This window comes from Phreatobacter cathodiphilus (assembly GCF_003008515.1).
In the GTDB taxonomy this organism is placed as follows: domain Bacteria; phylum Pseudomonadota; class Alphaproteobacteria; order Rhizobiales; family Phreatobacteraceae; genus Phreatobacter; species Phreatobacter cathodiphilus.
In genome coordinates this window covers 1,398,109-1,424,336 of the sequence record NZ_CP027668.1, presented here as the reverse complement: position 1 = coordinate 1,424,336, position 26,228 = coordinate 1,398,109, and the positions used below count along the sequence as shown (strand labels likewise).

Annotated in this window: 26 protein-coding genes; 11 read left to right on the top strand and 15 right to left on the bottom strand. The window is 68.6% G+C overall.

Annotated features, from left to right (window positions below; all coding sequences use genetic code 11):
• Positions 1-873, bottom strand: coding sequence for an MBL fold metallo-hydrolase (locus C6569_RS06950; RefSeq protein ID WP_106748159.1), 873 nt, complete (start codon positions 871-873; stop codon positions 1-3).
• A gap of 241 nt (positions 874-1,114) precedes the next feature.
• Here C6569_RS06950 and C6569_RS06945 point away from each other — a divergent pair, with 241 nt between their 5' ends.
• Positions 1,115-1,468, top strand: coding sequence for a septal ring lytic transglycosylase RlpA family protein (locus C6569_RS06945; RefSeq protein WP_106748158.1), 354 nt, complete (start codon positions 1,115-1,117; stop codon positions 1,466-1,468).
• Between the two features lie 146 nt (positions 1,469-1,614).
• Here C6569_RS06945 and carA read toward each other — a convergent pair whose 3' ends face one another.
• Positions 1,615-2,814, bottom strand: coding sequence for a glutamine-hydrolyzing carbamoyl-phosphate synthase small subunit (gene carA, locus C6569_RS06940; RefSeq protein WP_106748157.1), 1,200 nt, complete (start codon positions 2,812-2,814; stop codon positions 1,615-1,617).
• A 158-nt stretch (positions 2,815-2,972) separates the two neighbouring features.
• Here carA and C6569_RS06935 point away from each other — a divergent pair, with 158 nt between their 5' ends.
• Both C6569_RS06935 and C6569_RS06930 read left to right on the top strand, forming a co-directional pair.
• Positions 2,973-3,425 (top strand): GatB/YqeY domain-containing protein, encoded by a 453-nt coding sequence (locus C6569_RS06935; protein ID WP_106748156.1) that lies wholly within the window; start codon positions 2,973-2,975, stop codon positions 3,423-3,425.
• A 5-nt stretch (positions 3,426-3,430) separates the two neighbouring features.
• Positions 3,431-3,898, top strand: a complete 468-nt coding sequence (locus C6569_RS06930; protein ID WP_106748155.1) for a DUF2214 domain-containing protein — start codon at positions 3,431-3,433, stop codon at positions 3,896-3,898.
• On the opposite strand, the gene C6569_RS06925 is transcribed toward C6569_RS06930, so the two are convergent.
• The 5 genes from C6569_RS06925 to C6569_RS06905 all read right to left on the bottom strand — a co-directional run bounded on the left by C6569_RS06925 (position 3,891) and on the right by C6569_RS06905 (position 10,118).
• Positions 3,891-4,253: a DUF6152 family protein gene (locus tag C6569_RS06925; RefSeq protein WP_106748154.1), complete on the bottom strand. Its 363-nt coding sequence runs from the start codon at positions 4,251-4,253 to the stop codon at positions 3,891-3,893. The genes C6569_RS06930 and C6569_RS06925 overlap by 8 nt on opposite strands.
• Before the next feature lie 101 nt (positions 4,254-4,354).
• A complete protein-coding gene (locus C6569_RS06920) occupies positions 4,355-5,305 on the bottom strand; it encodes a YiiG family protein (protein WP_106748153.1) in 951 nt (316 codons plus the stop codon).
• 160 nt (positions 5,306-5,465) lie between these two features.
• Positions 5,466-5,942, bottom strand: a complete 477-nt coding sequence (gene greA / locus C6569_RS06915; RefSeq protein ID WP_181314005.1) for a transcription elongation factor GreA — start codon at positions 5,940-5,942, stop codon at positions 5,466-5,468.
• Positions 5,943-6,047: 105 nt separating this feature from the next.
• Positions 6,048-9,377 (bottom strand): carbamoyl-phosphate synthase large subunit, encoded by a 3,330-nt coding sequence (gene carB, locus C6569_RS06910; protein WP_106748151.1) that lies wholly within the window; start codon positions 9,375-9,377, stop codon positions 6,048-6,050.
• Between the two features lie 240 nt (positions 9,378-9,617).
• A complete protein-coding gene (locus tag C6569_RS06905; protein WP_245898263.1) occupies positions 9,618-10,118 on the bottom strand; it encodes a hypothetical protein in 501 nt (166 codons plus the stop codon).
• A 240-nt stretch (positions 10,119-10,358) separates the two neighbouring features.
• On the opposite strand from C6569_RS06905, the gene C6569_RS06900 reads away from it, so the two are divergent.
• Together C6569_RS06900 and C6569_RS06895 are read left to right on the top strand one after the other, a co-directional pair.
• Complete coding sequence (locus C6569_RS06900) at positions 10,359-11,078, top strand: response regulator (RefSeq protein WP_106748149.1); 720 nt, start codon at positions 10,359-10,361, stop codon at positions 11,076-11,078.
• Positions 11,078-12,409 carry an ATP-binding protein gene (locus C6569_RS06895; protein WP_181313939.1) on the top strand — a complete coding sequence of 444 codons (1,332 nt, stop codon included), beginning with the start codon at positions 11,078-11,080 and terminating at the stop codon, positions 12,407-12,409. The genes C6569_RS06900 and C6569_RS06895 overlap by 1 nt, the downstream gene beginning before the upstream one ends.
• A gap of 5 nt (positions 12,410-12,414) precedes the next feature.
• Here C6569_RS06895 and C6569_RS06890 read toward each other — a convergent pair whose 3' ends face one another.
• From C6569_RS06890 to C6569_RS06875, 4 genes are all read right to left on the bottom strand, one after another.
• Positions 12,415-13,203 (bottom strand): SGNH/GDSL hydrolase family protein, encoded by a 789-nt coding sequence (locus C6569_RS06890; RefSeq protein ID WP_106748147.1) that lies wholly within the window; start codon positions 13,201-13,203, stop codon positions 12,415-12,417.
• Entirely contained in the window at positions 13,200-14,399 is a 1,200-nt protein-coding gene (locus C6569_RS06885) for an OpgC family protein (protein WP_106748146.1), read from the bottom strand. The genes C6569_RS06890 and C6569_RS06885 overlap by 4 nt, the downstream gene beginning before the upstream one ends.
• Positions 14,400-14,520: 121 nt before the next feature.
• Positions 14,521-15,420: an alpha/beta fold hydrolase gene (locus tag C6569_RS06880; protein WP_215905797.1), complete on the bottom strand. Its 900-nt coding sequence runs from the start codon at positions 15,418-15,420 to the stop codon at positions 14,521-14,523.
• Positions 15,421-15,458: 38 nt separating this feature from the next.
• Positions 15,459-15,938: an Lrp/AsnC family transcriptional regulator gene (locus C6569_RS06875; RefSeq protein WP_106748145.1), complete on the bottom strand. Its 480-nt coding sequence runs from the start codon at positions 15,936-15,938 to the stop codon at positions 15,459-15,461.
• A 202-nt stretch (positions 15,939-16,140) separates the two neighbouring features.
• On the opposite strand from C6569_RS06875, the gene C6569_RS06870 reads away from it, so the two are divergent.
• From C6569_RS06870 to C6569_RS06860, 3 genes are all read left to right on the top strand, one after another.
• Positions 16,141-16,779, top strand: a complete 639-nt coding sequence (locus C6569_RS06870) for a 2OG-Fe(II) oxygenase (RefSeq protein ID WP_106748144.1) — start codon at positions 16,141-16,143, stop codon at positions 16,777-16,779.
• Between the two features lie 199 nt (positions 16,780-16,978).
• Positions 16,979-17,941: a thioredoxin-disulfide reductase gene (gene trxB, locus C6569_RS06865; protein WP_106748143.1), complete on the top strand. Its 963-nt coding sequence runs from the start codon at positions 16,979-16,981 to the stop codon at positions 17,939-17,941.
• Positions 17,942-17,974: 33 nt separating this feature from the next.
• On the top strand, positions 17,975-18,865 hold the full coding sequence (locus tag C6569_RS06860; RefSeq protein WP_106748142.1) for a LysR family transcriptional regulator: 891 nt from the start codon (positions 17,975-17,977) through the stop codon (positions 18,863-18,865).
• A gap of 86 nt (positions 18,866-18,951) precedes the next feature.
• Here C6569_RS06860 and C6569_RS06855 read toward each other — a convergent pair whose 3' ends face one another.
• Genes C6569_RS06855 through C6569_RS06845 form a run of 3 tightly spaced genes read right to left on the bottom strand, consistent with a single transcriptional unit; the run spans position 18,952 to position 22,488 of the window.
• Positions 18,952-20,118 (bottom strand): M20 aminoacylase family protein, encoded by a 1,167-nt coding sequence (locus tag C6569_RS06855; protein WP_106748141.1) that lies wholly within the window; start codon positions 20,116-20,118, stop codon positions 18,952-18,954.
• A gap of 27 nt (positions 20,119-20,145) precedes the next feature.
• Positions 20,146-21,309: an amidohydrolase gene (locus tag C6569_RS06850; RefSeq protein ID WP_106748140.1), complete on the bottom strand. Its 1,164-nt coding sequence runs from the start codon at positions 21,307-21,309 to the stop codon at positions 20,146-20,148.
• 15 nt (positions 21,310-21,324) lie between these two features.
• Positions 21,325-22,488, bottom strand: a complete 1,164-nt coding sequence (locus C6569_RS06845; protein ID WP_106748139.1) for a M20 aminoacylase family protein — start codon at positions 22,486-22,488, stop codon at positions 21,325-21,327.
• 90 nt (positions 22,489-22,578) lie between these two features.
• Here C6569_RS06845 and argE point away from each other — a divergent pair, with 90 nt between their 5' ends.
• Positions 22,579-23,769, top strand: a complete 1,191-nt coding sequence (gene argE / locus C6569_RS06840; RefSeq protein ID WP_245898262.1) for an acetylornithine deacetylase — start codon at positions 22,579-22,581, stop codon at positions 23,767-23,769.
• Between the two features lie 59 nt (positions 23,770-23,828).
• Here the strand turns inward: argE and C6569_RS06835 are convergent, their stop codons facing one another.
• Positions 23,829-24,155, bottom strand: a complete 327-nt coding sequence (locus C6569_RS06835) for a ComEA family DNA-binding protein (protein WP_106748138.1) — start codon at positions 24,153-24,155, stop codon at positions 23,829-23,831.
• Between the two features lie 292 nt (positions 24,156-24,447).
• Here C6569_RS06835 and C6569_RS06830 point away from each other — a divergent pair, with 292 nt between their 5' ends.
• Both C6569_RS06830 and C6569_RS06825 read left to right on the top strand, forming a co-directional pair.
• Positions 24,448-25,074, top strand: coding sequence for a TetR/AcrR family transcriptional regulator (locus C6569_RS06830; protein WP_181313938.1), 627 nt, complete (start codon positions 24,448-24,450; stop codon positions 25,072-25,074).
• Positions 25,071-26,219 (top strand): efflux RND transporter periplasmic adaptor subunit, encoded by a 1,149-nt coding sequence (locus C6569_RS06825; protein WP_106748136.1) that lies wholly within the window; start codon positions 25,071-25,073, stop codon positions 26,217-26,219. Before C6569_RS06830 ends, C6569_RS06825 begins: the two co-directional genes overlap by 4 nt.
• Positions 26,220-26,228: the final 9 nt, after the last annotated feature.

The following is a 26,228-nucleotide window of genomic DNA, read 5'->3' as shown; positions in this document are numbered from 1 at the left end:
TCAGGCCGCCGGCTCGCAGCGGAACCCGTCGCGCCAGGGCCGGATGCGCCCGACCGAGGGCGAGGGGAAATGCGCCATGCAGCACAGCGTGTCGGTGTCGCTGTAGCGCTCCAGGAAGTCGCGGCGGGTCTTCGCCGCCTCGACCCTGTCGACGTCGAACTTGGTGGAGAGCACGGGAAAGAGCGCCTGCAAGGGCGAGTGGATGAGGTCGCCGGGTGCCACCGCCGCGTCGCGCCCCTTGCCGAAGAGGATCGAGACGTGGCCGGGCGTGTGACCCGGCGTCGGCATCAGGCGGACATGATCGCCGATGGCGTGGTCGCCGGCGACGAGATCGGCCCTGCCTGCGTCCACCACCGGCAGCACGCTGTCCTGAAAGGGGAAGACCGGCGCCTTGGCGTCCGCCGCCTGCCAGTGCTCGAACTCGCGGGCGGAGAAGACGTAGCGCGCCTTCGGGAAGGTCGGCACCCATCGGCCGTTCTCCAGCCGGGTGTTCCAGCCGACATGGTCGGCGTGGAGATGGGTGCACATGACGTAATCGACGTCGTCCACCGACAGGCCGGCCGCCGCGAGCCCGTCCATGAAGCGCGTGTCGGTCTTGCCGTGCCAGTCGGGCCGGGTCGGCCGGTGCTTGTCGTTGCCGATGCAGCTGTCCACCAGCACGACGTGGTGCGGCGTACGCACCACATAGGTCTGGAAGGCGAGGCTCAGCCGCCCGTCGGGGATGAGGCCGCCGGCCGCCGTCAGCCAGCCGCGCTCGGCGGCGAGGGTCTCCGCCGTCAGGTCGGGAAGCATGTCCATGGCGTCGAGGAAGCCGCCCTCCTGCTCGACGATACGGTGGATGACGAGATCGTCGGCGCGGAACGTGTCGGTCATTCTGGCCTCCCTTGATGCCTCTGTCGGGAGGATCGGGCTTCGCCGGCCGGGCCGCAATCGCGATTTGCTGATGGGGCCCATCGGCGGCCGTTATCTCCGCAGGACCCGGCGCCGCATTCTGGTCCCATTTCACCTCTAGCTGGCGTGGATCGCTTGGTGGCCGGCGTGACGATCGTCCCGGCTGCTGGAACCCACCCGGGTCGCGGCGCGTTCGCCCACCCGAGAGCCGAGACCCCCATCGATGACGTTTTCGCTTCGCCTCGCCGCGATCGGCGCCGCCGTTTTTGCCCTCGCTCCCTCGGGTGAGGTCCGCGCCGCCGACGGCGTCGGCCTTGCCTCCTGGTACCAGCTCCCGGGGCGCACAGCCTGCGGCGGGCGCCACAATCCCGAGGCCATGACCGCCGCCCACCGCTCGCTGCCCTGCGGATCCGTCATCACCGTGACCAATCTCGCCAACGGCCGCTCCACCACCGTCACCATCGTCGACCGCGGCCCCTTCGTGCGCGGGCGGATCGTTGACGTGTCGCGCGGCGCGGCCCGCCGGATCGGCCTCATCCAGCGCGGCGTCGGCCGAGTGCGCATCGCCCGCCACTAAAGTCGAAGTGCTGACACGGCACATGAAAAAAGCCTCGCAAGATATTGCGAGGCTTTTTCTTTGGTCGTTATGGATCGACCGGTGTCAGACCTTGTCCGACGGCGATCTTCCTGTGGATAACGTGGATAACGCCGCAGCCTCGCCGGTCAGGCCGGAGCCTTGGCCCTGGCCTGTTCCATCATCGCGACGAAGCGGTCGAAGAGATAGTGGCTGTCCATCGGACCGGGACTCGCCTCGGGGTGGTACTGGACCGAGAAGGCCGGCTTGTCAGTCAGCGCGATGCCGGCATTGGAGCCGTCGAAGAGGCTGATGTGGGTCGGCCGGGCATTGGCAGGCAGTGTCGCCTCGTCCACGGCGAAGCCGTGGTTCATCGAGGTGATCTCGACCTTTCCCGTGTCCATGTCCTTCACCGGGTGGTTCGCCCCGTGATGGCCCTGGTGCATCTTCTTGGTCTTGGCGCCGACGGCCAGGCCCAGCATCTGGTGGCCGAGACAGATGCCGAAGGTCGGAATCTGCTTGTCCAGCACCGCCCGGATCACCGGCACGGCATAGTCGCCGGTGGCGGCAGGGTCGCCGGGGCCGTTGGAGAGGAAGACACCGTCGGGCTTCAGCGCCATGACCTCCTCGGCAGTGGCGCTGGCCGGCATGACCGTGACCTTGCAGCCGGCATTGGCGAGCAGGCGCAGGATGTTGCGCTTCACCCCGTAGTCGAGCGCCACGACGTGGAAGCGGGGCTCGCCGGCGGTGCCGTAACCCTCGTCCCATTCCCAGACCGTCTCCGACCAGGGATAGCGCTGGCTGGAGGTGACGCCGGGCACGAGATCGAGCCCGTCCATGGGCGGCAGGCCCGCGGCGCGGCGCTTCAGCGCCTCGACGTCGAACTCGCCGCCCGGCGAATGGGCGATGACGGCATTGGGCATGCCCTTCTCGCGGATGAGAGCAGTGAGCGCGCGGGTATCGACCCCGCAGAGGCCGACGATGCCGCGACGCTTCAGCCAGAGGTCGAAATGCCCGCCGGAGCGGTAGTTCGACGGGCTGGTGATCGCCGCCTTCAGCACCACGCCGCGCACGCCCGAGGCGGCGGCCATGTTGACCGTCTCGATGTCCTCGTCGTTGGCGCCGACATTGCCGATATGGGGAAAGGTGAAGGTGATGATCTGCCCGGCATAGGAAGGATCGGTGAGGATCTCCTGGTAGCCGGTCATGGCGGTGTTGAAGCAGACCTCGCCGTCGGCGATGCCTTCCGCTCCGAGGCCGAAACCTTCGATCACCGTGCCGTCGGCGAGGACGAGCAGGGCCGTCGGCTTGGGATCTGTCCAGCCGGATTCGTCTTGTCTGTGTGTCATGAGGCGCCTACATAGCGACGACTTGGGCGTCGGTCAAAAGGAATGCGGGCTACGGCCTGCCGAAATCCACCGTCGCCCGGCTTCTGCGACGCTGCCGGCCCTGCCCTGCTCTCTGCCGGGTCTGGACTGCCGCCCGCGTCCCACCTTAGGAATTTCCGATGCTGCGCGACCGGTTCATGAGCGATCTGAAAGAGGCCATGAAGGGCGGCGACAAGCCGCGCCTCGGCACGATCCGCCTGATCCAGGCTGCGCTGAAGGACAAGGACATCGAGGCCCGTGGCGCCGGCAAGGGGCCGATCTCCGACGACGAGATCCTGCAGCTTCTCCAGAAGATGGTGAAGCAGCGCCAGGAGAGCGCCAAGATGTATGGCGAGGGCGGCCGGCCCGAACTCGCCGAGCAGGAGAATGCTGAGATCGCCGTCATATCCGCCTATCTGCCGAAGCAGATGGACGAGGCGGAGGCCAAGACCGCCATTGCCGCCGTCATCGCCGAGACGGGTGCCACGGGTGTCAAGGACATGGGCAAGGTGATGGGCGAGCTGAAGGCCCGCTATGCCGGCCAGATGGACTTCGGCAAGGCGAGCCCGCTCGTCAAGCAACTGCTCGGCTGAGGCCGGTGGAGGCGCTGGTCGGCCTGTGGACCGATCTCGGCCGGATCACCGGCATCGCCCTCTCGACACCCGTCTATGCCGCCGTCTCGGCCCTGCACGTCGTCGGCATCGCCCTGCTCTTCGCCCCCATCGCGCTCGTCGACCTCCGGCTGGCAGGCTTCCTGCGCGGGCTGGACACCGGGGCTCTTTCGGTCCTGCGCAGCACGGCGAAGCTCGGAGCCGGCCTCGCCGTGCCTTCGGGCATCCTGCTGGCGTCGGCGCGGCCGGACGAGTATCTCGCCAACCCGACCTTTCTCGCCAAGCTGGCGGTGGTCGTTCTCGCGCTCGCCAACGCCGTCGCCTTCGAGGTCGCGGCCCGCCGGCTGGGGCTCCCTGCCCTGCTCGACCGGGCGGCTGGCCGCCTCAGCGCCCTCGCCTCCCTCGCCCTGTGGCTCGCGGCCATCGGGCTCGGTCGCTGGATCGCCTTTACCTGAGCTCGACGCGGCGGCCAGACACCTCGACCCACTCGGCGCGGTAGACGGCCGGGTTGCCGCGGTTCTGGTAGGCGTAGACACGCACCGTCTTGCCCGCGGCGATGTCCTCCGCCGTGAGGCCCCTCGCCTGCATGCGCGATGTCGGCGCCAGCTCGATGGTCAGCTCCTGGCCGTCCTTCTGCATATAGAGGGTGCCGTGGGGATTGGCGTAGGTCGAGCGGGCGACCGGGCCGGAGTGATCGAGGACCTTGTCGCGGTCGAAGCCGCCCCAGCCGTGATGGGCGAGAGCGGCACCGGAGAGAGCGGTGACGATGGCGACGGCGGCGGCGCCCGAGACAGTGCGTCGGTTCGGCATGGTCGATCTCCCACGGAGAGTGGATGGACCAGACTAACGCACGGTCCCGCGGGCCGGACACCGGCCGGCGCTCACGCCTGCGTGAGGCGGCCTGCGGCCTTTTAGCGCCCGATCCGCAGCCGCGTCTGCGCCATGGACACCATCATGTTGTAGTTGTTGACGATCCACATGCGCTCGTGGCCGCCCGCACGGCGGGCGTCGCCGCGGGCACGGCCGAGCTTCTGCCGGTATTCGCGCAGGCTGCCGAGCCAGGAGCCGGCCTGCCCGTCGATGATGGAGGCCCCCGAGGGATCGGTCTCCTTCAGCTTGTCCAGCTCGCGAAGCGCCGCCGCATAGCGCCCGATCGCCGCGTCGAAGGCCGCGAGATCCACCACCGGCCGCGCATCCGAGGGCATGAGGTCCATCACCCCGCGCGCGGCGATCATGACGTTGCGGACGTTCCAGCGGGCCGAGCGCCCCTCCCGCCGCTCCACGTCGGCGAGTTCGCGCACGTCGAGATCGGCGCGCATGGCGCGCATGTGCTGCTCCACCTCGGCGCGGTCCTTCAGGAAGGCTTCCGCCGCCGGCACCATGTCGCGGTGCAGCTCGCGGCCGAACGCCGCGCCGTCGTCCTGGTAGTCCTTGCGCTCGTAATAGACGTTGGCGCGGGTGATCAGGGGCGCCAGGGCTGAATAGGACTGGATATAGCGTCGGATGGCGTCGTCGAGGTCCGGCATGGCCGGTTCCTGGATCACCGCCTGCCCGGCCTTCTCGATCTCGCCGCGCACGTCATAGAGGCTGTAGAGGCCGTAGGTGATGTAGCGCTCGCGGCCCGTCGGCCCGCGCCGCATGTCGACCCAGCTCCGGTAGCGGTTCCAGGAATCGACCGCCCGCAGGGTGCGGTTGAGCAATTCGGTATAGGCGTTGGACTTGACGATGGCCGCCTGGAGTGCCGGGTCGGGCGTCGGCCTGTCCTGCGCCCGGGCCGTGGCTGTCACGGCGAGTGCGGCGGCGAAGCCGAGACGAAGCGCCTGGCGGCGATCCGGGCGGTGGGTCGGGCAAGGTCTCGTCATGGTGGAACGTCCTCTCCAGCGGCCGCCGACCATCCCCCCGCAGCGTTTCAGTCCGTCCGCGAGGCTCGGCCGCCATCGTTTCAGCGGCAGGGTACGCCAAAGACGAAGGCGCCGCCCTCGCGGACGGCGCCTTGCTGCATGGCCTCATGCGCCAAGAAGGTCAGCCCCAGCGGATTTCCAGGACCTCGTAGCTCTGGGCGCCCTTCGGCGTGTTCACCTCGACGACGCTGCCGGCGGCCTTGCCGATCAGGGCGCGGGCGAGCGGCGAGGAGATGGAGATACGGCCGGCCTTGGCGTCGGCCTCGCTGTCGCCGACGATCTGCCAGACGCGCTCTTCCTCGGTGTCCTCGTTGACGAGCTTCACCGTGGCGCCGAACTTCACCGTGTCACCGGAGAGCTTGGTGACGTCGATCACCTCGGCACGCGCGATGAGGCTCTCGAGTTCCGCGATGCGGCCCTCGTTGAGCGACTGCTGCTCCTTGGCGGAATGATATTCGGCATTCTCCGAAAGATCGCCGTGGGAGCGCGCTTCTGAAATCGCCGCGATGATGCGCGGGCGCTCGACCTGCTGGCGTTCCTTGAGCTCGGCTTCGAGCTTGGCGAAACCGCCGACGGTCATCGGAACCTTTTCCATGATGCTCGCCCTTGCCTTTCAATGACGAATAAAGGTCCGCGGGCCGAGGACGCCGGCCCCGCGAACCTTCATGGTTTACCCTTGCGTGTTCCGGCAGCGGCCGAAAGATCAGGCCTTGCCGAAATAGCTCTGCAGCGCGCGCACCTCGAGGTCCCCCTCGAGATAGGCCTTGATGCCCTGTGCGGCGGCCACAGCACCTGCCAGAGTGGTGTAATAGGGAACCTTCTGCAAGAGGGCCGCACGGCGCAGGGACCTGGAGTCCGACAGCGCCTGCGCGCCCTCCGTCGTGTTGAAGACGAGCTGGACCTCGCCGTTCTTCAGGGCGTCGACGATATGCGGCCGGCCCTCCAGCACCTTGTTGATCTTGCCGCAGGGAATGCCTTGCTCGACCAGATAGCGCTGGTTGCCGGAGGTGGCGATGATCTTGAAGCCGAGGCCGTGCAGCATGCGGATGGCGTCGAGGATGCGCGGCTTGTCGTCGTCGCGCACCGAGACGAAGACCGTGCCGGAGACTGGCACGATGGTCCCCGCGCCGAGCTGGCTCTTGGCGAAGGCCGTGGCGAAGGTGCGATCGAGGCCCATGACCTCGCCGGTGGAGCGCATCTCGGGGCCGAGCAGAACGTCGACGCCGGGGAAGCGGGCGAAGGGGAAGACCGCCTCCTTGACGCCGACATGGTCGAGAACCTTCGGCTTCAGGCCGAAGGAGTCCAGGCTGTCGCCCGCCATGATGCGCGAGGCGATCTTGGCGATGGGCTCGCCCACCACCTTGGCGACGAAGGGCACGGTGCGGGAGGCGCGCGGATTGACCTCGAGGACGTAGATGTCGCCGTCCTTGATGGCGTACTGGACGTTCATCAGGCCGCCGACGTCGAGGGCGAGGGCCAGCGCCTTGGTCTGGCGCTCCAGCTCGGCCAGCATCTGCCCGGGCAGCGAATAGGGCGGCAGCGAGCAGGCGCTGTCGCCCGAGTGGATGCCGGCCTCCTCGATATGCTCCATGATGCCGGCGACATAGCTGGTCTTGCCGTCGGCGAGGCAGTCGACGTCGACCTCGATGGCGTCGGAGAGATAGCGGTCGAAGAGCAGCGGGTTCTTGCCGAGGACCGTGTTGATCTGGCCGGTCTTGTCGTTGGGATAGCGCGCCTTGACGTCGGCCGGCACCAGCTCCGGCAAGGTGCCGAGCAGGTAGTCGCCGAGCTGGCCCTCCTCGCGGATGATCTGCATGGCGCGGCCGCCGAGCACGTAGGACGGGCGCACGACGAGCGGATAGCCGAGCTCGGCGGCGATCAGGCGGGCCTGCTCGACCGAATAGGCGATGCCGTTCTTCGGCTGCTTGAGGCCGAGCTTGTCGAGAAGGCGCTTGAACCGGTCGCGGTCCTCGGCGAGATCGATGGCGTCCGGCGAGGTGCCGAGGATGGGGATGCCGGCCTCCTCCAGCGCGCGGGCGAGCTTCAGCGGCGTCTGGCCGCCGAACTGGACGATGACGCCCTTCAGCGTGCCGTTCTGCTTCTCCCGCTCCATGATCTCGATGACGTCCTCCGCCGTCAGGCTCTCGAAATAGAGCCGGTCGGAGGTGTCGTAGTCGGTGGACACCGTCTCGGGGTTGCAGTTGATCATGATCGTCTCGAACCCGGCGTCCGAGAGCGCGAAACAGGCGTGGCAGCAGCAATAGTCGAACTCGATGCCCTGGCCGATGCGGTTGGGGCCGCCGCCGAGGATGACGATCTTCTCACGCCCCGAGGGCCGGGATTCGTCGGCGAGCGCGCCGGCGAAGGGCGCCTCGTAGGTCGAGTACATGTAGGCGGTGGGGGATGCGAACTCCGCCGCGCAGGTGTCGATGCGCTTGTAGGCGGGGCGGACGCCGAGAGCGCGGCGCGCCTTCGCCACCTCGCCTTCCGTCTTCTCGGTGAGCACGGCGAGGCGGGCGTCGGAGAAGCCCATGGCCTTGAGGCGGCGCAGCGCGCCGGCGGTCCTCGGCACGCCCTTGGCGCGCACCTCGGCCTCCATGTCGACGATGCCGCGGATCTGCTCGAGGAACCAGGGGTCGATACGGCAGTAGGAATGGATCTCCTCGTTGGAGATGCCGAGCCGCATGGCCTGCACCACCTTCAGGAGCCGGTCCGGCGTCGGCGTACCGAGGGCGGCGCGGATGGCGTTCTTGTCGTCCCCCTTGCCGAGGCCCTCGATCTCGATCTCGTCGAGCCCCGTGAGGCCCGTCTCGAGGCCGCGCATGGCCTTCTGCAGCGATTCCTGGAAGGTGCGGCCGATGGCCATGACCTCGCCGACCGACTTCATCGAGGTCGTCAGCACCGGATCGGCGCCGGGGAACTTCTCGAAGGCGAAGCGCGGCACCTTGGTGACGATGTAGTCGATGGTCGGCTCGAAGGAGGCCGGCGTCGCGCCGCCGGTGATGTCGTTCTTCACCTCGTCCAGCGTGTAGCCGACGGCGAGCTTGGCGGCGACCTTGGCGATGGGAAAACCCGTCGCCTTGGAGGCGAGCGCCGAGGAGCGCGACACGCGAGGGTTCATCTCGATGACGACGAGGCGGCCGTCGGCTGGGTTGACGGCGAACTGGACGTTGGAGCCGCCGGTCTCCACCCCGATCTCGCGCAGCACGCGGATCGAGGCGTCGCGCATCATCTGGTATTCCTTGTCGGTCAGCGTCAGCGCCGGCGCGATGGTGATCGAATCGCCGGTATGGACGCCCATCGGGTCGAGGTTCTCGATCGAGCAGACGATGATGGCGTTGTCGGCGCGGTCGCGCACGACCTCCATCTCGAACTCCTTCCAGCCGAGGACGCTCTCCTCGACGAGGACTTCGGTCGTCGGCGAGGCGTCGAGGCCGCGCTCGCAGATCTCGATGAACTCGGCCTTGTTGTAGGCGATGCCGCCGCCCGTGCCGCCCATGGTGAAGGAGGGGCGGATGATGGCCGGCAGGCCGATGTCGTCGAGCACGTCGAGGGCGGCGCCGAGCGACTGGACGACGTGGCTCTTCGGCGTCTGCAGGCCGATCTTGGCCATGGCCTGGCGGAAGCGCTCGCGGTTCTCCGCCTTGTCGATGGCGTCGGCCTTGGCGCCGATCATCTCGACGTCGAACTTGGCCAGAACGCCCATCTCCTCGAGCTTCAGGGCGGTATTGAGCGCGGTCTGGCCGCCCATGGTCGGCAACAGGGCGAAGCCGCCGGGAACGACGTTGCGCTCCTTCTCGATGATCTTGGCGACGATCTCCGGCGTGATCGGCTCGATATAGGTGGCGTCCGCCATGTCCGGATCGGTCATGATGGTGGCGGGATTGGAGTTGACCAGGACGATCCGGTAGCCCTCCTCCTTCAGCGCCTTCACCGCCTGCGTGCCGGAATAGTCGAACTCGCAAGCCTGGCCGATGACGATCGGGCCGGCGCCGATGATCAGGATGGAGGAGATGTCGGTGCGTTTCGGCATGAGGCTCCGGCCCTTTGAAGGCTCGTCTGGATCTTCGGGGACGCGCGGCGCAAAAAAAGAGGCCGGACCCGCTTCGAGCCAGCCTCCCGCAACCGCATCCCCTGAACATCGGGTCGCGTGATTAAGCGGCCCCTATAGACGGCTTTCCCGCCGATGGGAAGCCGCGACGACGACACGGGAGCCGAGGCCCCGTGTCGCGGAGAGAAAGGCCGCCGCACCCCGGGCGCGGCGGCCCACAGGTCAGGCGGAGACGTCGAACAGCAGGGAGGTCGAGGTCCCCGAGGTCGACTGGCCGGAGGTGCCGTAGCCGGATCCCAGCTTCTCCTGGAGCTGCTTGAGGAAATCCTGCAGCGCCGTGCTCACCGCCGAATCGTTGGTGGTGATGGTGAGGCTGGTGGTGCCGGAGCTCTCGCTCTCCTCGCCCGGAGGCGGGCCGGGAGGCGGACCGCCGGGGCCACGACCGCCGCCGGGGCCATTGGCGAAGGTCTCGGAGAAGATTTCCTTGAGCTCGGCCGCCTGGTCCTCGGTGAGCGTGCCGGCCTCCACCTGCTCGGCGATGAGGCTGTCGATCTTGGACTTGGCCTCGTCGGGGCTCGGGGGTGCGGTGCGCGTGGAGGAGAAGCTGCCACGCTCGGCCTTCATGGCCTGGTCGATCTGGTCGAGGGCCGACGAAAGCGCGCTCGCGTCGGATGAGGAGACCTCGCCGGACGAAACCTGTGCGGCGAGGGTATTTTGCAGCATGTCGCGCGGCGAGGGTCGCTGCGCGGCGTACGAAGACGATGATATCGTCGTCGTCATGGGTGCCTCCTTCGGTTGCGGTGACAGGACTACACTGACACCGGCAGGACGCGCCGATATGCTTAATGCGATCTTAGCGCCGACGCCCACTTGGTTTCGGACTATTTCGGCATCCCCATACCGAAACAGACGGAAACAAATTTCCGTTTCTCGACCCGCCTGCCCTCACCTATCTGTCCGGCCATGTCCAGCGAACCCCACATTCTGATCGTCGAGGACGACCGCGAGATTCGCGGACTCATCGCCCGATTCCTGAAGTCCAACGACTTCCGTGTCTCCACCGCCGGCGACGGCCGCGAGATGGACAAGATCCTGGCCGACAGCCGCATCGACCTCATCATCCTCGACGTCATGCTGCCCCAGGAAGACGGCCTGTCGATCTGCCGCCGGCTGCGGGCGCAGACCAAGCTTCCCATCATCATGGTCTCGGCCAAGGGCGAGGAACTCGACCGGGTTCTCGGCCTCGAGCTCGGGGCCGACGACTACCTCGTCAAGCCCTTCGCCTCGCGCGAGCTGCTGGCACGCGTGCGGGCTGTGCTGCGCCGCTCCAACGGGCAGCAGGACGAGCCGCCGGTCGACAGCGCCCACCGGTTCAGCTTTCACGGCTGGACCCTGGATGCGCTGCGCCGCAGCCTGACCGATCCGGGCGGCGCCCGCGTCTCCGTCACCGACGGCGAATTCGACCTGCTGCGCGTCTTCTGCCAGCGGCCGGGCCGCCTTCTCAGCCGCGACCAGCTCATCGACCTCACCCAGGGCCGCGCCGCCGGCCCGAACGAGCGCAGCATCGACATCCTCGTGGTCCGCCTGCGCCGCAAGATCGAGACCGATCCCCAACGGCCCGACCTCATCAAGACGGTGAGGTCCGGCGGCTACATGTTCACCCCGGACGTCGAGGCGCAATGATGCCGGGCCGGCCCGGATCGATCTGGACGCGCTTCCTCCCCGACAGAATCGCCGGCCAGATCGCCCTGCTGGTCATCCTCTCGGTCTGCGCGCTCCATCTGGTGTTCTTCATCACGGTGGTCTGGTCGCGGCAGGACCGGGGCGAGCATCCGGCCGAGACGACCGGCCGCGTCGCGGGCTTCGTCCGTCTGCTCGACGTCACGCCTCCCGCCGAGCGGGCGCAGGTGATCGCCCGCATCCGCAGCAGCGCGCCGGATCTGGGCATCGAGCTCCCTCCGGCCGGATCGCCGGCCGCCCCCGCGGTCCCCGACCACCGGGCGATGCACCTGAGGCGCCTGCTGGGAGAGGGTTTCAACGTCGGCGAGCCGACGGAGGCCAGCGACCGGCCGGGCAGCGACCGGGTGCGGATCGTCATCGGCCTCAGGGACGGCACGCCGGCGGCGGTGACGCTGGTGCGGGACAGGCCGCCGCCGGCTCCGGGCGGTCCCCTGCGGGTGACGATCATCTTCGTTCTGGTCAGCCTCGCCATGCTCGGATCATGGGCGGCGCTGTCGCTGACGAAGCCGCTCCGCGCCATCGAGGCGACGGTGGAGTCCTATGGCTTCGGACAGACCGTCCAGCCGCTGTCCGAGAGCGGGCCGCGTGAGATCCGTACGGTGGCGCGCGCCCTCAACCGCATGCAGGAGCGCATCACCAAGCTGGTTGATGACCGGACCAAGACCCTCGCCGCGGTCGGCCACGACCTGCGCACGCCGATCACACGGCTGCGGCTGCGCGCGGAGATGCTCGACGAGAGCCCGGAACGCAGCCGCATGCTGGCTGATCTCGACCAGATGGACGCGCTGGTGCAGAGCGCCCTCACCCACCTGCGCGATGGCCGCAGCGACGCCGCGTCCACCACCTTCGACCTTCAGAGCCTGCTGCAGACCATCGCCGACGGCTATGCCGACGTGGGCAAGCCCGTGACTATGCAGGTCTCGGCGCGCCTGCCGGTGCGCGGCCGGCCCTTCGACGTGGAGCGCGCGGTGGCCAACGTGGTCGACAACGCCATCAAATACGGCGGCACGGCTGAACTCTCCCTCAGCCGCGAGGGGTCCATGGCCGTGATCGCGGTCGCCGACAAAGGTCCCGGCATCCCCCTCGCCCGGCGCGCCGCCATGCTGGAGCCCTTCGTGCGGGGCGAAGACGCGCGCACCATGAACGACACGGACGGATTTGGCCTCGGCCTGACGATCGCACGCTCGGTGATGGAAGCCCATGGCGGCACCATCGCCTTTGCCGACAACAGCCCCTCGGGCCTGATCGTCAAGCTCAGCCTGCCGGTGTCCTGAAAGTCTCAGGGACGGGAGGGAACGGCGCGCGGGGACAGTTTTTCCGCGAGAGTCCGCGCCAGATTGACGCCGAGGCAGTGATAGCTGCCGTCCACCAGGTTGTCTCCCGCCGTCGGCAGCATCTCGTCCTGGCGCAGCCGGCCTTCGTTGATCAAAACGGCGAAGAGGTCGTTGCGTCGGAAGACGGGCGTCTCGGTCTCGGCCGCGACCTCGTGCAGGGCTGCGACATAGCTGGCATAGGCCGGAAAGCGGTCGGCGCGCGGCAGGGGCAACTGGTCCATCAGCACGACGTCGGCACCGCCCTCGCGAATCTTGGCGATGCCCTTGCGCAGGATGCGCTTAAACTTCTCGATGCCGATGTCGTGGACCGCGTCGAAAACGCCGGTCTGCCAGACGACGAGCTGCGGCTGCTCGGACAGCACGTCCGCGTCGATACGCTGGTACATCTGGTGGGCTGAATTGCCGCCGACCCCGGAATTGACCACGTCGATCTCATGACCGTGCAGCAACGAGGCCAGCTCGCGGCGGAGGACCGCGGGATAGGCGTGTTCCTCCGACGAGGCACCGGTGCCCAGCGTCGAGGACGAGCCGAGTGCGACGATGGTGAGCTTCCGCCCGTCGGCGATGGCGCCGCGGGCTCTCGGCAGGTCGGCGGCGAAACCACGCAGCTGTGCGGCGACGGGACAGGAGGCCTCGGCCGGCGCACGCGTCTCCGACCCCAGGGCCGCGGGCCCCAGGAGAGCCATCAGGGCCAGGCACGGCCCCAGGACGCGGAACGGCGGGAAGAGTCTCACGCGGGCTTCACCTCGCTGGCGCTAGCCACAGCTTTCGCCGGCACCTTGGCGGTTGCACTCTTATACCATTCAAGCACAGCCGCCGTGCCGAGCAAGAGGGCGATGCCGACGAGGTTGACGAAGAGCTGCATCGCAGGGCCGCGGCCGATCTCGGTGAAGGCGAAGGTGCCGAGGAGCGACAGGATGACGCCGAAGCTGAACAGCGGCAGCGAATGCCGCCCGGCCTGTTCCAGCAGCCGGGCCGGTGCCGCGGCGAGCCAGGCGGCGGTGCGCGGTACGTGGGCGGCGACGAGATAGGCCAGCGACAGGGCGTGGGCGAAGCGCCACAGGGAGAGATTGGTCTTGTCGAGGTCGAGGCGCCAGTCGTCTGGCAGGACCAGGCTCTCGAAGCCGGCGACGACGGCCCAGGGCGCGGCGCTGACCAGGCCGAACAGGACGATCGCCACGGCGGCGGCGGTGATGACGGGCGAGCGCGGCAGGGCGACGCCGCGCAGCACCGCCTGGCCGGCGACGATGCCGGTGGTGAAGAGCAGTTGCCAGGCGAAGGGATTGAAGAACCAGGTGCCGCCCGTCGACATGTTGGGAATGGCCAGCTCGAAGGCCCAGGACGCCGCATAGAGCCCGGCCGAGGCGGCGAGCGCCACCGCCGGCGCAATGCGCGCCAGGAGCCACAGCACCGGCAGCATGGCGAGCAGCACGATGTAGAGCGGCAGGATGTCGAGGTAGTTCGGCAGGAAGACGAGGGCCGCCGTCTGCAGCAGAGTCGTGGCCGGATCCTGGAAGAAGGGCAGGATCGCGACGTGCTCGTAATAGACCGGGTTGCCGAAGCGCACGGCCATGAAGGCGACGGCGACGGCGGTGAACACGAACAGGCCGAGATGGGCGAGGTAGAGCTTCCAGATGCGGGCGACGACCTGGGCGGTGCCGGTGACCAGGCTGCGACGGTCCATCACCGTCCCGTAGGCGAGCGCCGCGGAGAAGCCGGCGAGCAGGACGAAATATTCCGCCGCGTCCGAAAAGCCCATGGAGGTCGGGGTGACGCGGGTCAGCACGTTGCCGGCCACGTGATCGACGAAGATGATCAGCAGGGAGAGGCCGCGGAACACGTCGACGCGCACGTCCCGCTCGACCCGCACCGCCGAGGCGGGCGAGGCGCCGAGCCAGAACCAGGAGCCGAAGGACAGCGGAGCGGGCATGGAAACCGGAGTTGAGCGGGGAACGGCGGAAGACTGCACGGCTGCACGGTCGACGTCCTGCTTCCTACGCGCTAATCATGGCTAAAGTTTCCACAACGCGATCACGATCGCCCACGGCCGATCACGACTGCGCGAGCGTCTCCGTCAGAACCTGCCGGACGCGGTCCGGGCGCTCCATGGGGAAGAAGTGGGTGGTGTCGGGAAGGGTCTCCACGCGCGCATGCGGGGCGACGCGCGCGATCCGCGCGGCCCCGCCATAGACGGTCGAGCGGTTGCTCCCGGCGAGGACGGTCACGGGCACGCGCACGCGGGCGAGCGCGCCCCAGGGGTTCTGGGTCTGCGTGGCGAAATTGGCCGCCTCCCACGCGGGCGCGCAGGCGAGACGCACCCCGTCGGGATCCTCCACGAATCCGCCCTCGACATAGCCCTCGAGGAAGCCAGGCTGCCAGGAGGCGAAGGTCTTGCGCGTGCGATAGGTTGCCACCGCCTCCGCCTTGGAGGGGAACACGGCGCGGCGCTTGGCCGCGCCGACGGCGAGGTCGAAGCGGCGCATGCGGGCGGCGCCCCAGGGCGTGCGCGCGAAGAGCCAGAACCAGGGATGCATCATCACCGGATCGAGCAGAAGGAGGGAGCGGACCCGGGCCGGCCGGCGCACGGCGGTGAGCAGGGCAGCGACCGAGCCCATGGAATGACCGGCGAGGACCGGCGGGCGGGCGCCCTCCGGCACGATACGGTCGAGGACCGCGACGAGGTCGTCGGCATAGGCGTCCCAGTTGGTCATCCGCGCCGGGTCGGCAGGCAGCTCGGAGAGGCCGTGGCCGCGCATGTCGAGAGCAATGATGCTGCGGTCCGCCGCGAGGGGCGCCAGCAGCGGACCGTAGGTCGCGGCGTTGAAGCCGTTGGCGTGGAGGAAGAGGAGGTCCGGCGGCATGCGCTCGGGCCCCCAGCGCAGGCCGGACATGACGCCGTCGGCAAGGGCGATGGTCAGCCGCTCGCCGGGTTCGCCCAGGGTCGTCGTCATCATGCCATCCATGTCATGGTCCCCTGCCCGGCCGCGCGTCAGTCGGCCGGCGCGATCTCGAGGGGAACCGCCGCCTCGTCCTTCACCTGGCCGAGGGTGAGCACGGTGCGCACGTTGCGTACGTTGGGGGTCGCGGTGAGGTCGGAGACGAAATGCTGGAAGCTGGCGAGGTCGGGGGCGACGCATTTCATCACGAAGTCGAAATCGCCCGACACCGTGTGGCACTCGCGGATGACCGGCCAGTGGCGCACCTTCTCGGCGAAGGCGTGGAGGTCGGCCTCGGCCTGGCTGGCCAGATGCACCATGGCGAAGACGGTGACGCCGTAGCCGAGCTTCTCGCTGGCGAGGAGCGCGCGATAGCCGCGGATGACCCCCATCTCCTCGAGGGCGCGCACGCGCCTGAGACAGGGCGGCGCCGAAATCCCGACGCGGCTCGCCAGCTCCACGTTGGTCATGCGCCCGTCGGCCTGGAGCTCCCTGAGAATCTTCCAGTCGATGGCGTCCAGGCGGGCCTTCACGGGGCACGTCTCCACTGTGGCGGCAGGTTGCGGCGCGGTATCAGCCGGATAGCCCAGCACCCCCTCGCACGCAACAAAATTTCGCCGCATCGGGCGCGCACGACAGGATCGCGAGGCGGTGCTCCCGGCATCGGCGCGCGCGTGGACATGCCCCCGGTCCCGGCCATATAGACGACGCATTGCAAGCCCCTGCGAGGCCCTGATGAGCTTTATCGATATTGAGCGCCTGCGCGCCACGCCGCTGGAGACCGTCCCCTACGACTATCTGGTGGTCCCCAATTTCGTCCGGGCCGACCGGCTCCAGGACGTCCTCAAGGACTATCCGGACGTGCCCGGCCCCGGCTCCCATCCGCCCTCGGTGCTCGACATCCGCGGGGACTTCAAGGCGCTGATGGAGGAACTGGACCAGGAGCCGTTCCGCAAGGCGATCGAGGACAAGTTCGGCATCGACCTCACGGGCCGGCCGACCATGTACACGGTGCGCGGCTTCACCCGGGCGACGGACGGCAAGATCCACACCGATTCCGAGACCAAGATCATCACGGTCCTGCTCTACATGAACGACGCGTGGGACTCGGACGGCGGCCGGCTGCGGGTGCTCAACAACGGCACCGACCTCAACGACTACGCCGCCGAGATTCCGCCCGACGGCGGCACGCTTCTGGTGTTCAAGCGCTCGGACACCTCCTGGCACGGCCATGAGCCCTTTACCGGCAAGCGGCGGGCCATCCAGATGAACTGGGTCACCAGCCAGTCCGTGGTGGACCATGAACAGGGCCGTCACGCCCGCTCCAGCCGCTTCAAGAAGTTCATCCGGATGATCACCGGGAAGGCGGCCTGAACCAGTCGGGATGCATCGCGGAACGCCCCCACGGTATCGCCATGCGATGCATCCCATTCACTTTTGTGACGGTTTCCATCAACGCATTTCGTTGACAATATGAAGAAGCGGCAGGAATGAGCCTTGCGCCATGCGCATAGCTGTTCCAAATTGCCGGCCCGCAGGGAACATTTTCACCCACATCCCGCGGCCGGACATCATGGGCATCCATCACGAGCGCGTCGTCATCATCGGTTCGGGACCGGCCGGCTATACCGCCGCGATCTATGCCGCCCGCGCCATGCTGAAGCCCGTGCTGATCCAGGGCATCCAGCCCGGCGGCCAGCTCACCATCACCACCGACGTCGAGAACTATCCCGGCTTCGCGGACGTGATCCAGGGCCCCTGGCTCATGGAGCAGATGGAGAAGCAGGCGGCCCATGTCGGCACCCGCATCGTCTCCGACCATGTCTCCGCGGTCGACCTCAAGCAGCGTCCGTTCCGCATCACCTGCGAGTCCGGCGACGTCTACGAGGCGGACTCGCTGATCATCTGCACCGGCGCCCAGGCGAAGTGGCTGGACCTGCCGTCCGAGCAGAAGTTCCGCGGCTTCGGCGTTTCGGCCTGCGCCACCTGCGACGGCTTCTTCTACCGCAACAAGGAGGTGCTGGTCGTCGGCGGCGGTAACACCGCGGTCGAGGAAGCGCTTTTCCTGACCAATTTCGCCTCGAAGGTGACGGTGGTCCACCGTCGCGACTCCTTCAAGGCCGAGCGCATCCTGCAGGAGCGCCTCTTCGCTCATCCCAAGATCGAGGTGGTGTGGGACAGCGCGCTGGACGAGGTCATCGGCCGTGACGATCCCGCCGCGGTCACCCGCGTGCGTCTGAAGAACGTCAAGACCGGCGAGACCGAGGAGCGCCCCGTCGACGGCGTCTTCATCGCCATCGGCCATGCCCCGGCCGTCGAACTCTTCGAGGGCCAGCTCCGCAAGAAGCCGTCGGGCTATCTGTGGACCGCCCCCGATTCCACCGCCACCGACGTTCCCGGCGTCTTCGCCGCCGGCGACGTCACAGACGACACCTACCGCCAGGCGGTCACCGCCGCCGGCATGGGATGCATGGCCGCCCTCGAAGCCGAACGGTTTCTCGCCCACCACGCGACGATCCGCCAAGCCGCCGAATAAGACGGACAGAGCAGCCGGCTCCGGGAGAGACCGATGGACTGGGACAAGCTGAGGATTTTCCATGCCGCCGCGGCAGCGGGAAGCTTCACCCACGCGGCCGATACGCTGGGGCTGTCGCAGTCGGCGGTCTCACGCCAGGTTTCGTCGCTGGAACAGGACCTGAAGGTCCCCCTCTTCCACCGCCATGCCCGCGGCCTCGTCCTCACCGAGCAGGGCGAGCTTCTCTACCACACGGCGCAAGACGTGCTGATGAAGCTCGAGAGCGCCAAGATCAAGCTGACGGATTCGAAGGAACGGCCGAACGGCGAGCTGAAGGTGACGACCACGGTCGGGCTCGGCACCGCCTGGCTCGCCCCGCGGCTCGGCGAATTCCTGGAGCTCTATCCCGACATCCAGATCAAGATGATCCTCACCGACGAGGAGCTCGACCTGTCGATGCGCGAGGCTGATGTGGGCATCCGCGTGCGACAGCCGGTGCAGCCGGACCTGATCCAGCGCAAGCTCTTCCAGATCAAGTTCCACGCCTTCGCCTCGTCCGACTACCTGAAGCGCCACGGCTCGCCGAAGAGCGCGACGGAGCTGGACGGCCACCGCATCCTCGCCTTCGGCGGGCGGGCGCCGAACTACATGCAGAACGTCACGTGGCTGTCGACGGCGGGGCGCAACGGCATGGCGCCGCGCTCCTTCGCCATGACGATCAACAACATTTCCGGCCTGGTGGCGGCGGTGGAGAACGGCATCGGCATCGCCGTCCTGCCGGACTATCTCATCCGCGACGGCTCGGGCCTGGTGCAGATCCTCGACGACGAGGAGATGCCGGTGCTCGACGCCTGGTTCGTCTATCCGGAGGAGCTGAAGTCGGTCGCCCGCGTGCAGGTGTTCCGCGACTTCCTCGTCTCCAAGGCCTCGCGCTGGCCGGCCTGAGGCGAGACTCACGCCCCCTTCCACATCCAGCAGAACAGGCTGGGGCGCCTTCCGCAAACGGGAGGCGCCCCTGCCCTTTTCGGGGCTCAGGCCGCGAGGCGGCTCTCGACGAGCTTGGCCCAGTAGCTCATGCCGATCGGGATGATCTCGTCATTGAAGTCGTAGGCCGGGTGGTGGACGGAGGCCGTGTCGCCCTGGCCGATGAAGATGAAGGCGCCGGGGCGGGCCTCCAGCATGAAGGAGAAGTCCTCGCCGCCCATCACCGGCACGGTGTCGCGATTGACGCCCTCCTCGCCGACCACGGAAGCGGCCGCGTCGCCGGCGAAGACGGCGTTCTCGGCGTGGTTCCGCGTCACCGGGTAGTCGCGGTAGTAGGTGAGCTTGGCTTTGCCGCCATAGACCGCCGCCGTGCCCTCGACGATGGCGTGCAGGCGCTTCTCGACGAAGTCGCGCATTTCCGGGGTCAGCGTGCGAACCGTGCCGAGCAGCGTGGCCGTCTGCGGAATGACGTTGTCGGTGAAGCCGGCGTTGAAGGCGCAGATGGAGACCACGGCATTGCCGAGCGGATCGACGTTGCGCGAGACGATGGACTGCACCGCATTGACGATCTGCGACGCGATCAGGATCGTGTCGATCGACTGGTGCGGCCGCGCGGCATGGCCGCCCTTGCCCTCGACGTCGATCTGGATGCGGTCGGCGGCGGCCATGAGTGGGCCGGCGCGCAGGGCGAACCTGCCGACGGGCAGGCCCGGCGCATTGTGCATGCCGTAGACCTCCTGGATTCCGAAGCGATCCATCATGCCGTCATTGACCATTTCCCGGCCACCGCCGCCGCCCTCCTCGGCAGGCTGGAAGATGACGGCGACCGTGCCGTCGAAATTGCGGGTCTCGGCGAGGTACTTGGCGGCGCCCAGCAGCATGGCGGTGTGACCGTCATGGCCGCAGGCGTGCATCTTGCCCGGAACCTTCGAGGCGTGCGGCAGGCCAGTGATCTCGCTGAGCGGCAGGGCATCCATGTCGGCGCGAAGGCCGATCACCTTGCCCGACGCGGTATTCCGGCCCTTGATGATGCCGACGACGCCGGTCTGGCCGATGCCGGTGACCACCTCGTCGCAGCCGAATTTGCGCAGCTTGTCGGCGACGATGCCGGCGGTGCGATGCACGTCGAACTGCAGTTCGGGGTGCTCGTGGAGGTCGCGGCGCCAGGCGGTGACTTCGTCGTGGAGGGCGGAAATGCGGTTGACGATGGGCATGGTGGTCTCCGGGAAGAATGACGCCGGTCAGGCCGGCAGGCGTGTCTCGACGAGTTTGGCCCAATAGCTCATGCCGATGGGAAGAATCTCGTCGTTGAAGTCGTAGGACGGGTGGTGCAGGCCGAAAGCGCCGCCCTGACCGATGCCGATCATGCAGCCCGGCCGCTCTTCGAGCATGAACGCGAAGTCTTCGCCACCCATGGGCGGCTCGACATCGCGCTGGACGCCGCCCTCACCCAGGACGGCGGCGGCGGCGACAGCCGCGGCGGCGCTTTCCGCCGGCGTGTTCACGACGCTCGGGCAGGCACGGTCGTAGGTCAGGGTGGCGGTGGCGCCATAGGCGGCGGCGGTCGCCTCCACCACCTGGCGCAGCCGCCGCTCCACGAGGTCCTGAACCTGCCTCGACAGGGTGCGCACCGTGCCGCGCAGGACCGCCGTATGGGGAATGACGTTGTCGGCCGCCCCGCTCTCCACCGCGCAGAGAGACAGCACGGCGCTGCCGAGCGGGTCGACGGCGCGGGCGACCACCGACTGGGCGGCGATGACGATCTGCGCCGCCACCAGCACCGTGTCCACCGCCACATGGGGCTTTGCGGCGTGGCCGCCCTTCCCTTCGACGCGGATGTCGATCCAGTCCACGGCGGCGCTCGCCGCCCCCGTGATGACCTGGATGGTGCCGACGGGGTCCTGGCTGTTGTGCATGCCATAGACCTCGTCGATGCCGAAGCGCTCCATCAGGGCGTCGGCGACCATGGCGCGGGCACCGTGGCCGCCCTCCTCGTCCGGCTGGAAGATCAGCACGGCGGTGCCGTCGAAATTGCGGGTCTCGGCGAGATATTTGCCGGCGCCGAGGAGCATGGCCATGTGCCCGTCATGGCCGCAGGCGTGCATCCGGCCCGGCACGGCGGAAGCGTGGGGCACGCCGCTGGTCTCGTGGATGGGCAGCGCGTCCATGTCGGACCGCAGGCCGATCACCCGTCCCGAGCTGGTGCGCGCGCCGCGGATCACGCCGACGACGCCCGAGCGGCCGATGCCGGTGATCACCTCGTCGCAGCCGAAGGCCCGGAGCCTCTCGGCCACGAGGGCGGCGGTGCGCGGCAGGTCGAAGTTGAGCTCGGGACGGCGGTGGAAGTCCCGCCGCCAGGCCGTCGCCTCCTCGTGCAGCGCGGCGATCCTGTTGACGATCGGCAAGGGCAGCCTCCGGCCTCAGGCGGGCATGCGGGTTTCGACGAGCCGGGCCCAGTAGCTCATGCCGATGGGCAGAATCTCGTCGTTGAAGTCATAGGCCGGGTGATGGACGCCGAACTCGCCGCCCTGGCCGATGCCGATCATGCAGCCGGGACGCTCCTCGAGCATGAAGGAGAAGTCCTCCGATCCCATGGTCGGCGGCTTGTCGCGGCGGACGTTCTCCGCCCCGACGATGGAGGCGGCGACGGCGGCGGCGTATTCGGCCTCGGCGGCGTGGTTCACCACCATGGGGCAGCCGTAGGTGTAGGTGAAGGTCGCGGTGGCGCCGTAGCTCTCGGCGGTCTTCTCGACGACCTCGCGTAGACGCTGCTCGACGAGCGCCTGGATGTCCTTGGTGAGGGTGCGCACCGTGCCGCGCAGTTCCGCCGTCTGCGGGATGACGTTGTTGGCGTGGCCGGCATTGAAGGCGCAGATGGAGACGACGGCCGATCCCAGCGGGTCGATGCTGCGGGCGACGACCGACTGCACGGCGATGACGATCTGGGCGGCGACGAGCACGGTGTCGACGGCGAGATGAGGCTTGGCGGCATGGCCGCCCCTGCCCTCGACGAGGATGTGGATGCGGTCGGCGGCGGCGCTGGTCGGCCCGGCGCGCACCGAGAGGGTGCCGGCAGGGTCGATGTTGTTGTGCATGCCGTAGACCTCCTGGATGCCGAAGCGATCCATCAGGCCCTCGGCCACCATTTCGCGGGCGCCGCCGCCGCCCTCCTCCGCCGGCTGGAAGATCAGCGCGACGGTGCCGTCGAAATTGCGGGTCTCGGCGAGGTATTTCGCCGCACCCAGCAGCATGGCCATGTGGCCGTCATGGCCGCAGGCGTGCATCTTGCCCGGCACGGTGGAGGCATGGGGAAGGCCGGTGATCTCGGTGAGCGGCAGGGCGTCCATGTCGGAGCGCAGGCCGATCACCCTGCCCGACGTCGTCTTCGCGCCGCGGATGAGGCCGACGACGCCGGTGCGGCCGATGCCGGTCACGACCTCGTCGCAGCCGAACTCGCGCAGCTTGTCGGCGACGATGGCGGAGGTGCGGGGCAGGTCGAAGAGCAGTTCGGGATGCTGGTGAAAGTCGCGGCGCCACGCGGTGGCTTCGTCATGCAGCCCGGCGATCCGGTTCACGATGGGCATTGATGCGTCCCTGGGGAGAAAGACCCACAGAACCGAAGGCGGGAGCGGCGGTCAACCGGGCTGCCATGCGATCGGGTGCTCTTGACGCGCATGGCTGCTGTCGGCTCCCTCGGTGACATGAACCTCACCAGCATCGAACTCCTCGACCGCCTCGTCGGCTTTCCCTCGGTGTCCGACGCCAGCAACCTCGACCTCGTCGCCTTCATCGGCGAGTACCTGATGGCGCACGGCGTCGCCTACGAGGTGATCCCCCAGCCGGACGGGCGGAACGCCAACATCTGGGCGACGATCGGCCCGCGTATCGACGGCGGCGTGGTGCTCTCCGGCCATCTCGACGTGGTGCCGGTGGAGGGCCAACCCTGGACGAGCGACCCCTTCACCCTGACCCCTAAGGGCGACCGGCTCTACGGCCGCGGCGCCTGCGACATGAAGGGCTTCGACGCCTGCGTGCTGGCGGCCGTGCCGGCCATGGTCGCCGCCGACCTGAAGCGGCCCATCCACATCTGCCTGACCGCCGACGAGGAGATCCGCATGGACGGCGCCCGCGCCGTCATCGAGCGGCTCGGCAAGGACTGGACGCGGCCCTCCGTCTGCATCGTCGGTGAGCCGAGCCGGATGAAGGTGGTCACCGGCCACAAGGGCTACATGCGCATCGACACCCATGTGCGCGGCCACGAGGTGCATTCCTCCAACCGCTATGCCGGCGTCTCGGCGATCTTCGTCGCGGCACGCCTGGTCACCTGGATGGAGGAGCGCGACCTGAAGAACAAGGCTGAGGCGGAGGCGAGCGGCGGCGCGCCCTATTTCGATCCCGGCTGGACGATGCTGCATGTCGGCACGCTGTCGGGCGGCACCGCCCACAACATCACCGCCCTCGACTGCCATTTCGTCACCGGAATCCGGGTGGTGCCGGGCGACGACGGCATGCGCTACCTCAGGGAATACGAGGATTTCGTCCGGCGCGAGATCGAACCGGCGATGAAGGCCGTCCACCCCGACGCCGGGGTCAACATCACCTGGCGGGTCGGCGGCGAGCCGCTGGTGCGCGAGGAGGACGGCGAGGCCGAGCGCATCGCCCGCCGGCTGACCGGCGACAACGGCATCCAGGTCGTGCCCTACGGCGCCGAGGCCGGGCTGTTCCAGGCGGCCGGCATCTCCACCGTCATCTGCGGGCCCGGCGACATCGCCCAGGCGCACCAGCCCGACGAGTGGATCGAGGTGTCCGAACTCACCAAATGCGACGCCTTCCTCGCGGGGCTGATCCGCGAGTGCTCCCTCTGAGACGCTGATCCGGTGACGCCGCCCGCCACTTCCGGGGCGGACGGCGTCCTGCCGGCCGGTCAGCGCTGGCGGGCGATGATGCGCGCCTGGATGCCGTCATAGACCCCCTGCGGGATGATGTTCTTGCGGACGAGCTCGTCCTTGCCGCGATAGGGGCGGCCGGCGATGATCGCCTTGGCGCGGACCTCGCCGATGCCCGGCAGCACGCGCAGCTCGGCCTCGGTGGCCGAATTGATGTCGATGAGGGCGGCGGCCGGCGTCGTGGCCGCCGGAGCCGGGGTCGTCGCCGGCGCGGCCGGGCGGGTGGCCGGCTGGGTCGCGGTCTGCGCCATGGCGGCGGTGCCGGCGAGCGCGAGGGAAGCGGCGAGCATCAGGGTCTTGAGCATGGACGTGTCCTTCCTTGGGGTCGGGTCCAGGGGCCTCGCAAGGCTGCGCCGTTCCCTGCCGACCATGCGAGGTCACCACCCGTTGATGGCGCATGCAAGACGCCATTTCGCTGCGACCGTGTTCCTCCGATGAACGCCGGCCGAACGGCGCGTTGAGGCGTTGGTCAGGCGGCAGGCCCAAGGGGCACTGCCTTACGGGCGGTCTCATAAAAATGAATGTTCATTCTCTTTTTTGTTGCAGTGCGTTTCGCCCTGTTTTATGGAGTTCCCTGCCCCGAGGACACCCGTCGCCATGCCGCGGATCGACACTGCCCAACGCATCGACCGCAAGACGGCCATTCTCGATGCCGCCGAGCGCTGTTTCGTGCGCTCCGGCTTCCACGGCACGTCGATGAGCGAGATTTGCGCCGAGGCCGGCATGAGCCCGGGCAACCTCTATCGCTACTTCCCCTCCAAGGAGGCGATGATCGAAGGCCTGTGCGAGCGGGACTTCGCCGAGGTGGGCGATGGTTTCGCAGCCCTCGCCCAGGCTCCGGACATCTGGGCCGCCTTTGAGGCCCTCGCCCGCTTCCACATGATCGAGGAGCCCAGGGAGAGCTGCCAGCTCTGGGTCGAGATCATGTCGGAGGCGACCCGAAATCCGCAGATCGGCGACCTGCGTAAGAAGATCGACGCCTTCATCGAAGCGAAAATGCGATTCGCGCTGGATATGGCCCGCGACCGCGGACAGACCCATCCCGACGCCGACCTCGAACGTGCCGTGCAGTTCCTCATCACCTTCGCCGACGGCCTCATGCTGCGGCGCGCCCGCGACACCCGTTTCGACCCCGAGCCCCATGTCGCGCTGATGTTTTCCATCCTGCGTTCCATGCTGCTGCCACCCGCCACGCCGGCCGACGATAGGCTGAACACCCCATGACCGCCCCTGTCCGCTCCCTCGTTCTCGCCGGCATTCTGGCCGGCGCCCTCGCCGGCGCCGCAGGTGCCCAGACGGTCGCGCCCGCCATCACGGTCGCGGCGGCCGCACGCACCGAGCTGCGCGAGACCGTCATCGTCACCGGCTCCTTCGTCGCCCGCGACGAGGTCATGGTCTCGCCGGAGGTCGACGGCCTGACCATCGTCGAGATCCTCGCCGAGGAGGGAAACAAGGTCGTCGCCGGCCAGGTGCTCGCCCGCCTCAACCGCGAGATGCTCGACGTCCAGCTCGCGCAGAACGCCGCCCAGATCAGCCGCGCCGAGGCCGCGATCGCCCAGGCGCGGGCGCAGATCACCGAAGCGACGGCCGCCCGCACCCTCGCCCAGCAGCAGCTCGAGCGCACCCAGCAGCTCCAGCGCAGCGGCGCATCCACCGCGGATGCGCTCGACCAGCGGACGAGCGCCGCCCGCAGCGCCGGGGCGCGGGTCGAATCCGCGACCAACGCCCTCGCACTCGCCGAGGCCGACCTCGTGCTCGCCCGGGCCCAGCGCCGCGACATCGAGCTGCGCATCGCGCGCACCGAGATCAAGGCCAGGGTCGGCGGCACCATCTCCCGCCGCACGGCACGCCTCGGCGCTCTGGCCGCCGCGGCCGGCGATCCGCTCTTCCGCATCATCGCCGACTCCGAGGTCGAGCTCGAGGCCGACGTGCCGGAGACGACGCTGGCCCGCATGCGTCCCGGCCAACCGGCGACGATCGAGGCGGCGGGCTACGATAAGCCCTTCGCCGGCACCGTCCGTCTGGTCGCGCCGGAGGTGAACCGCACAAACCGGCTCGGCCGTGTCCGCGTCACCCTGACCGCCGACGAGCGCCCGCCGCTCGGCGCCTTCGGCCGTGCGACCGTCGAGGTGGCGCGCTCCACCGGCCTCACCGTGCCGCTGTCGGCGGTGATGTTCGGGCCGACCACGACCGTCCAGGTGGTGAAGAACGGCGTCGTGGAGACGCGGACCGTGGTGCCGGGCCTGCGCGCCCAGGGGCGGGTCGAGATCCGCGACGGCCTCGCCGAGGGCGAGGAGGTGGTCTCGGTTTCGGGCAGCTTCGTGCGCAACGGCGACCGGGTGACCCCGGTCGCGGCCGTGCAGCGCTGAGGAGGCGGG

Excerpts from the sequence above, each read along its gene's own strand:
- argE (WP_245898262.1), top strand. The coding sequence starts at position 22,579 with ATGGCTGCTGTCGGCTCCCTCGGTGACATGAACCTCACCAGCATCGAA.
- C6569_RS06885 (WP_106748146.1), bottom strand. The coding sequence starts at position 14,399 with ATGCCCGCTCCGCTGTCCTTCGGCTCCTGGTTCTGGCTCGGCGCCTCG.
- trxB (WP_106748143.1), top strand. The coding sequence starts at position 16,979 with ATGGGCATCCATCACGAGCGCGTCGTCATCATCGGTTCGGGACCGGCC.
- C6569_RS06835 (WP_106748138.1), bottom strand. The coding sequence starts at position 24,155 with ATGCTCAAGACCCTGATGCTCGCCGCTTCCCTCGCGCTCGCCGGCACC.
- C6569_RS06855 (WP_106748141.1), bottom strand. The coding sequence starts at position 20,118 with ATGCCCATCGTCAACCGCATTTCCGCCCTCCACGACGAAGTCACCGCC.
- C6569_RS06895 (WP_181313939.1), top strand. The coding sequence starts at position 11,078 with ATGCCGGGCCGGCCCGGATCGATCTGGACGCGCTTCCTCCCCGACAGA.
- C6569_RS06945 (WP_106748158.1), top strand. The coding sequence starts at position 1,115 with ATGACGTTTTCGCTTCGCCTCGCCGCGATCGGCGCCGCCGTTTTTGCC.
- C6569_RS06880 (WP_215905797.1), bottom strand. The coding sequence starts at position 15,420 with ATGACGACGACCCTGGGCGAACCCGGCGAGCGGCTGACCATCGCCCTT.
- C6569_RS06935 (WP_106748156.1), top strand. The coding sequence starts at position 2,973 with ATGCTGCGCGACCGGTTCATGAGCGATCTGAAAGAGGCCATGAAGGGC.
- C6569_RS06950 (WP_106748159.1), bottom strand. The coding sequence starts at position 873 with ATGACCGACACGTTCCGCGCCGACGATCTCGTCATCCACCGTATCGTC.
- C6569_RS06870 (WP_106748144.1), top strand. The coding sequence starts at position 16,141 with ATGAGCTTTATCGATATTGAGCGCCTGCGCGCCACGCCGCTGGAGACC.
- C6569_RS06905 (WP_245898263.1), bottom strand. The coding sequence starts at position 10,118 with ATGCTGCAAAATACCCTCGCCGCACAGGTTTCGTCCGGCGAGGTCTCC.
- carB (WP_106748151.1), bottom strand. The coding sequence starts at position 9,377 with ATGCCGAAACGCACCGACATCTCCTCCATCCTGATCATCGGCGCCGGC.
- C6569_RS06925 (WP_106748154.1), bottom strand. The coding sequence starts at position 4,253 with ATGCCGAACCGACGCACTGTCTCGGGCGCCGCCGCCGTCGCCATCGTC.
- C6569_RS06845 (WP_106748139.1), bottom strand. The coding sequence starts at position 22,488 with ATGCCCATCGTGAACCGGATCGCCGGGCTGCATGACGAAGCCACCGCG.
- C6569_RS06825 (WP_106748136.1), top strand. The coding sequence starts at position 25,071 with ATGACCGCCCCTGTCCGCTCCCTCGTTCTCGCCGGCATTCTGGCCGGC.
- C6569_RS06830 (WP_181313938.1), top strand. The coding sequence starts at position 24,448 with ATGCCGCGGATCGACACTGCCCAACGCATCGACCGCAAGACGGCCATT.
- C6569_RS06900 (WP_106748149.1), top strand. The coding sequence starts at position 10,359 with ATGTCCAGCGAACCCCACATTCTGATCGTCGAGGACGACCGCGAGATT.
- carA (WP_106748157.1), bottom strand. The coding sequence starts at position 2,814 with ATGACACACAGACAAGACGAATCCGGCTGGACAGATCCCAAGCCGACG.
- C6569_RS06920 (WP_106748153.1), bottom strand. The coding sequence starts at position 5,305 with ATGACGAGACCTTGCCCGACCCACCGCCCGGATCGCCGCCAGGCGCTT.
- C6569_RS06860 (WP_106748142.1), top strand. The coding sequence starts at position 17,975 with ATGGACTGGGACAAGCTGAGGATTTTCCATGCCGCCGCGGCAGCGGGA.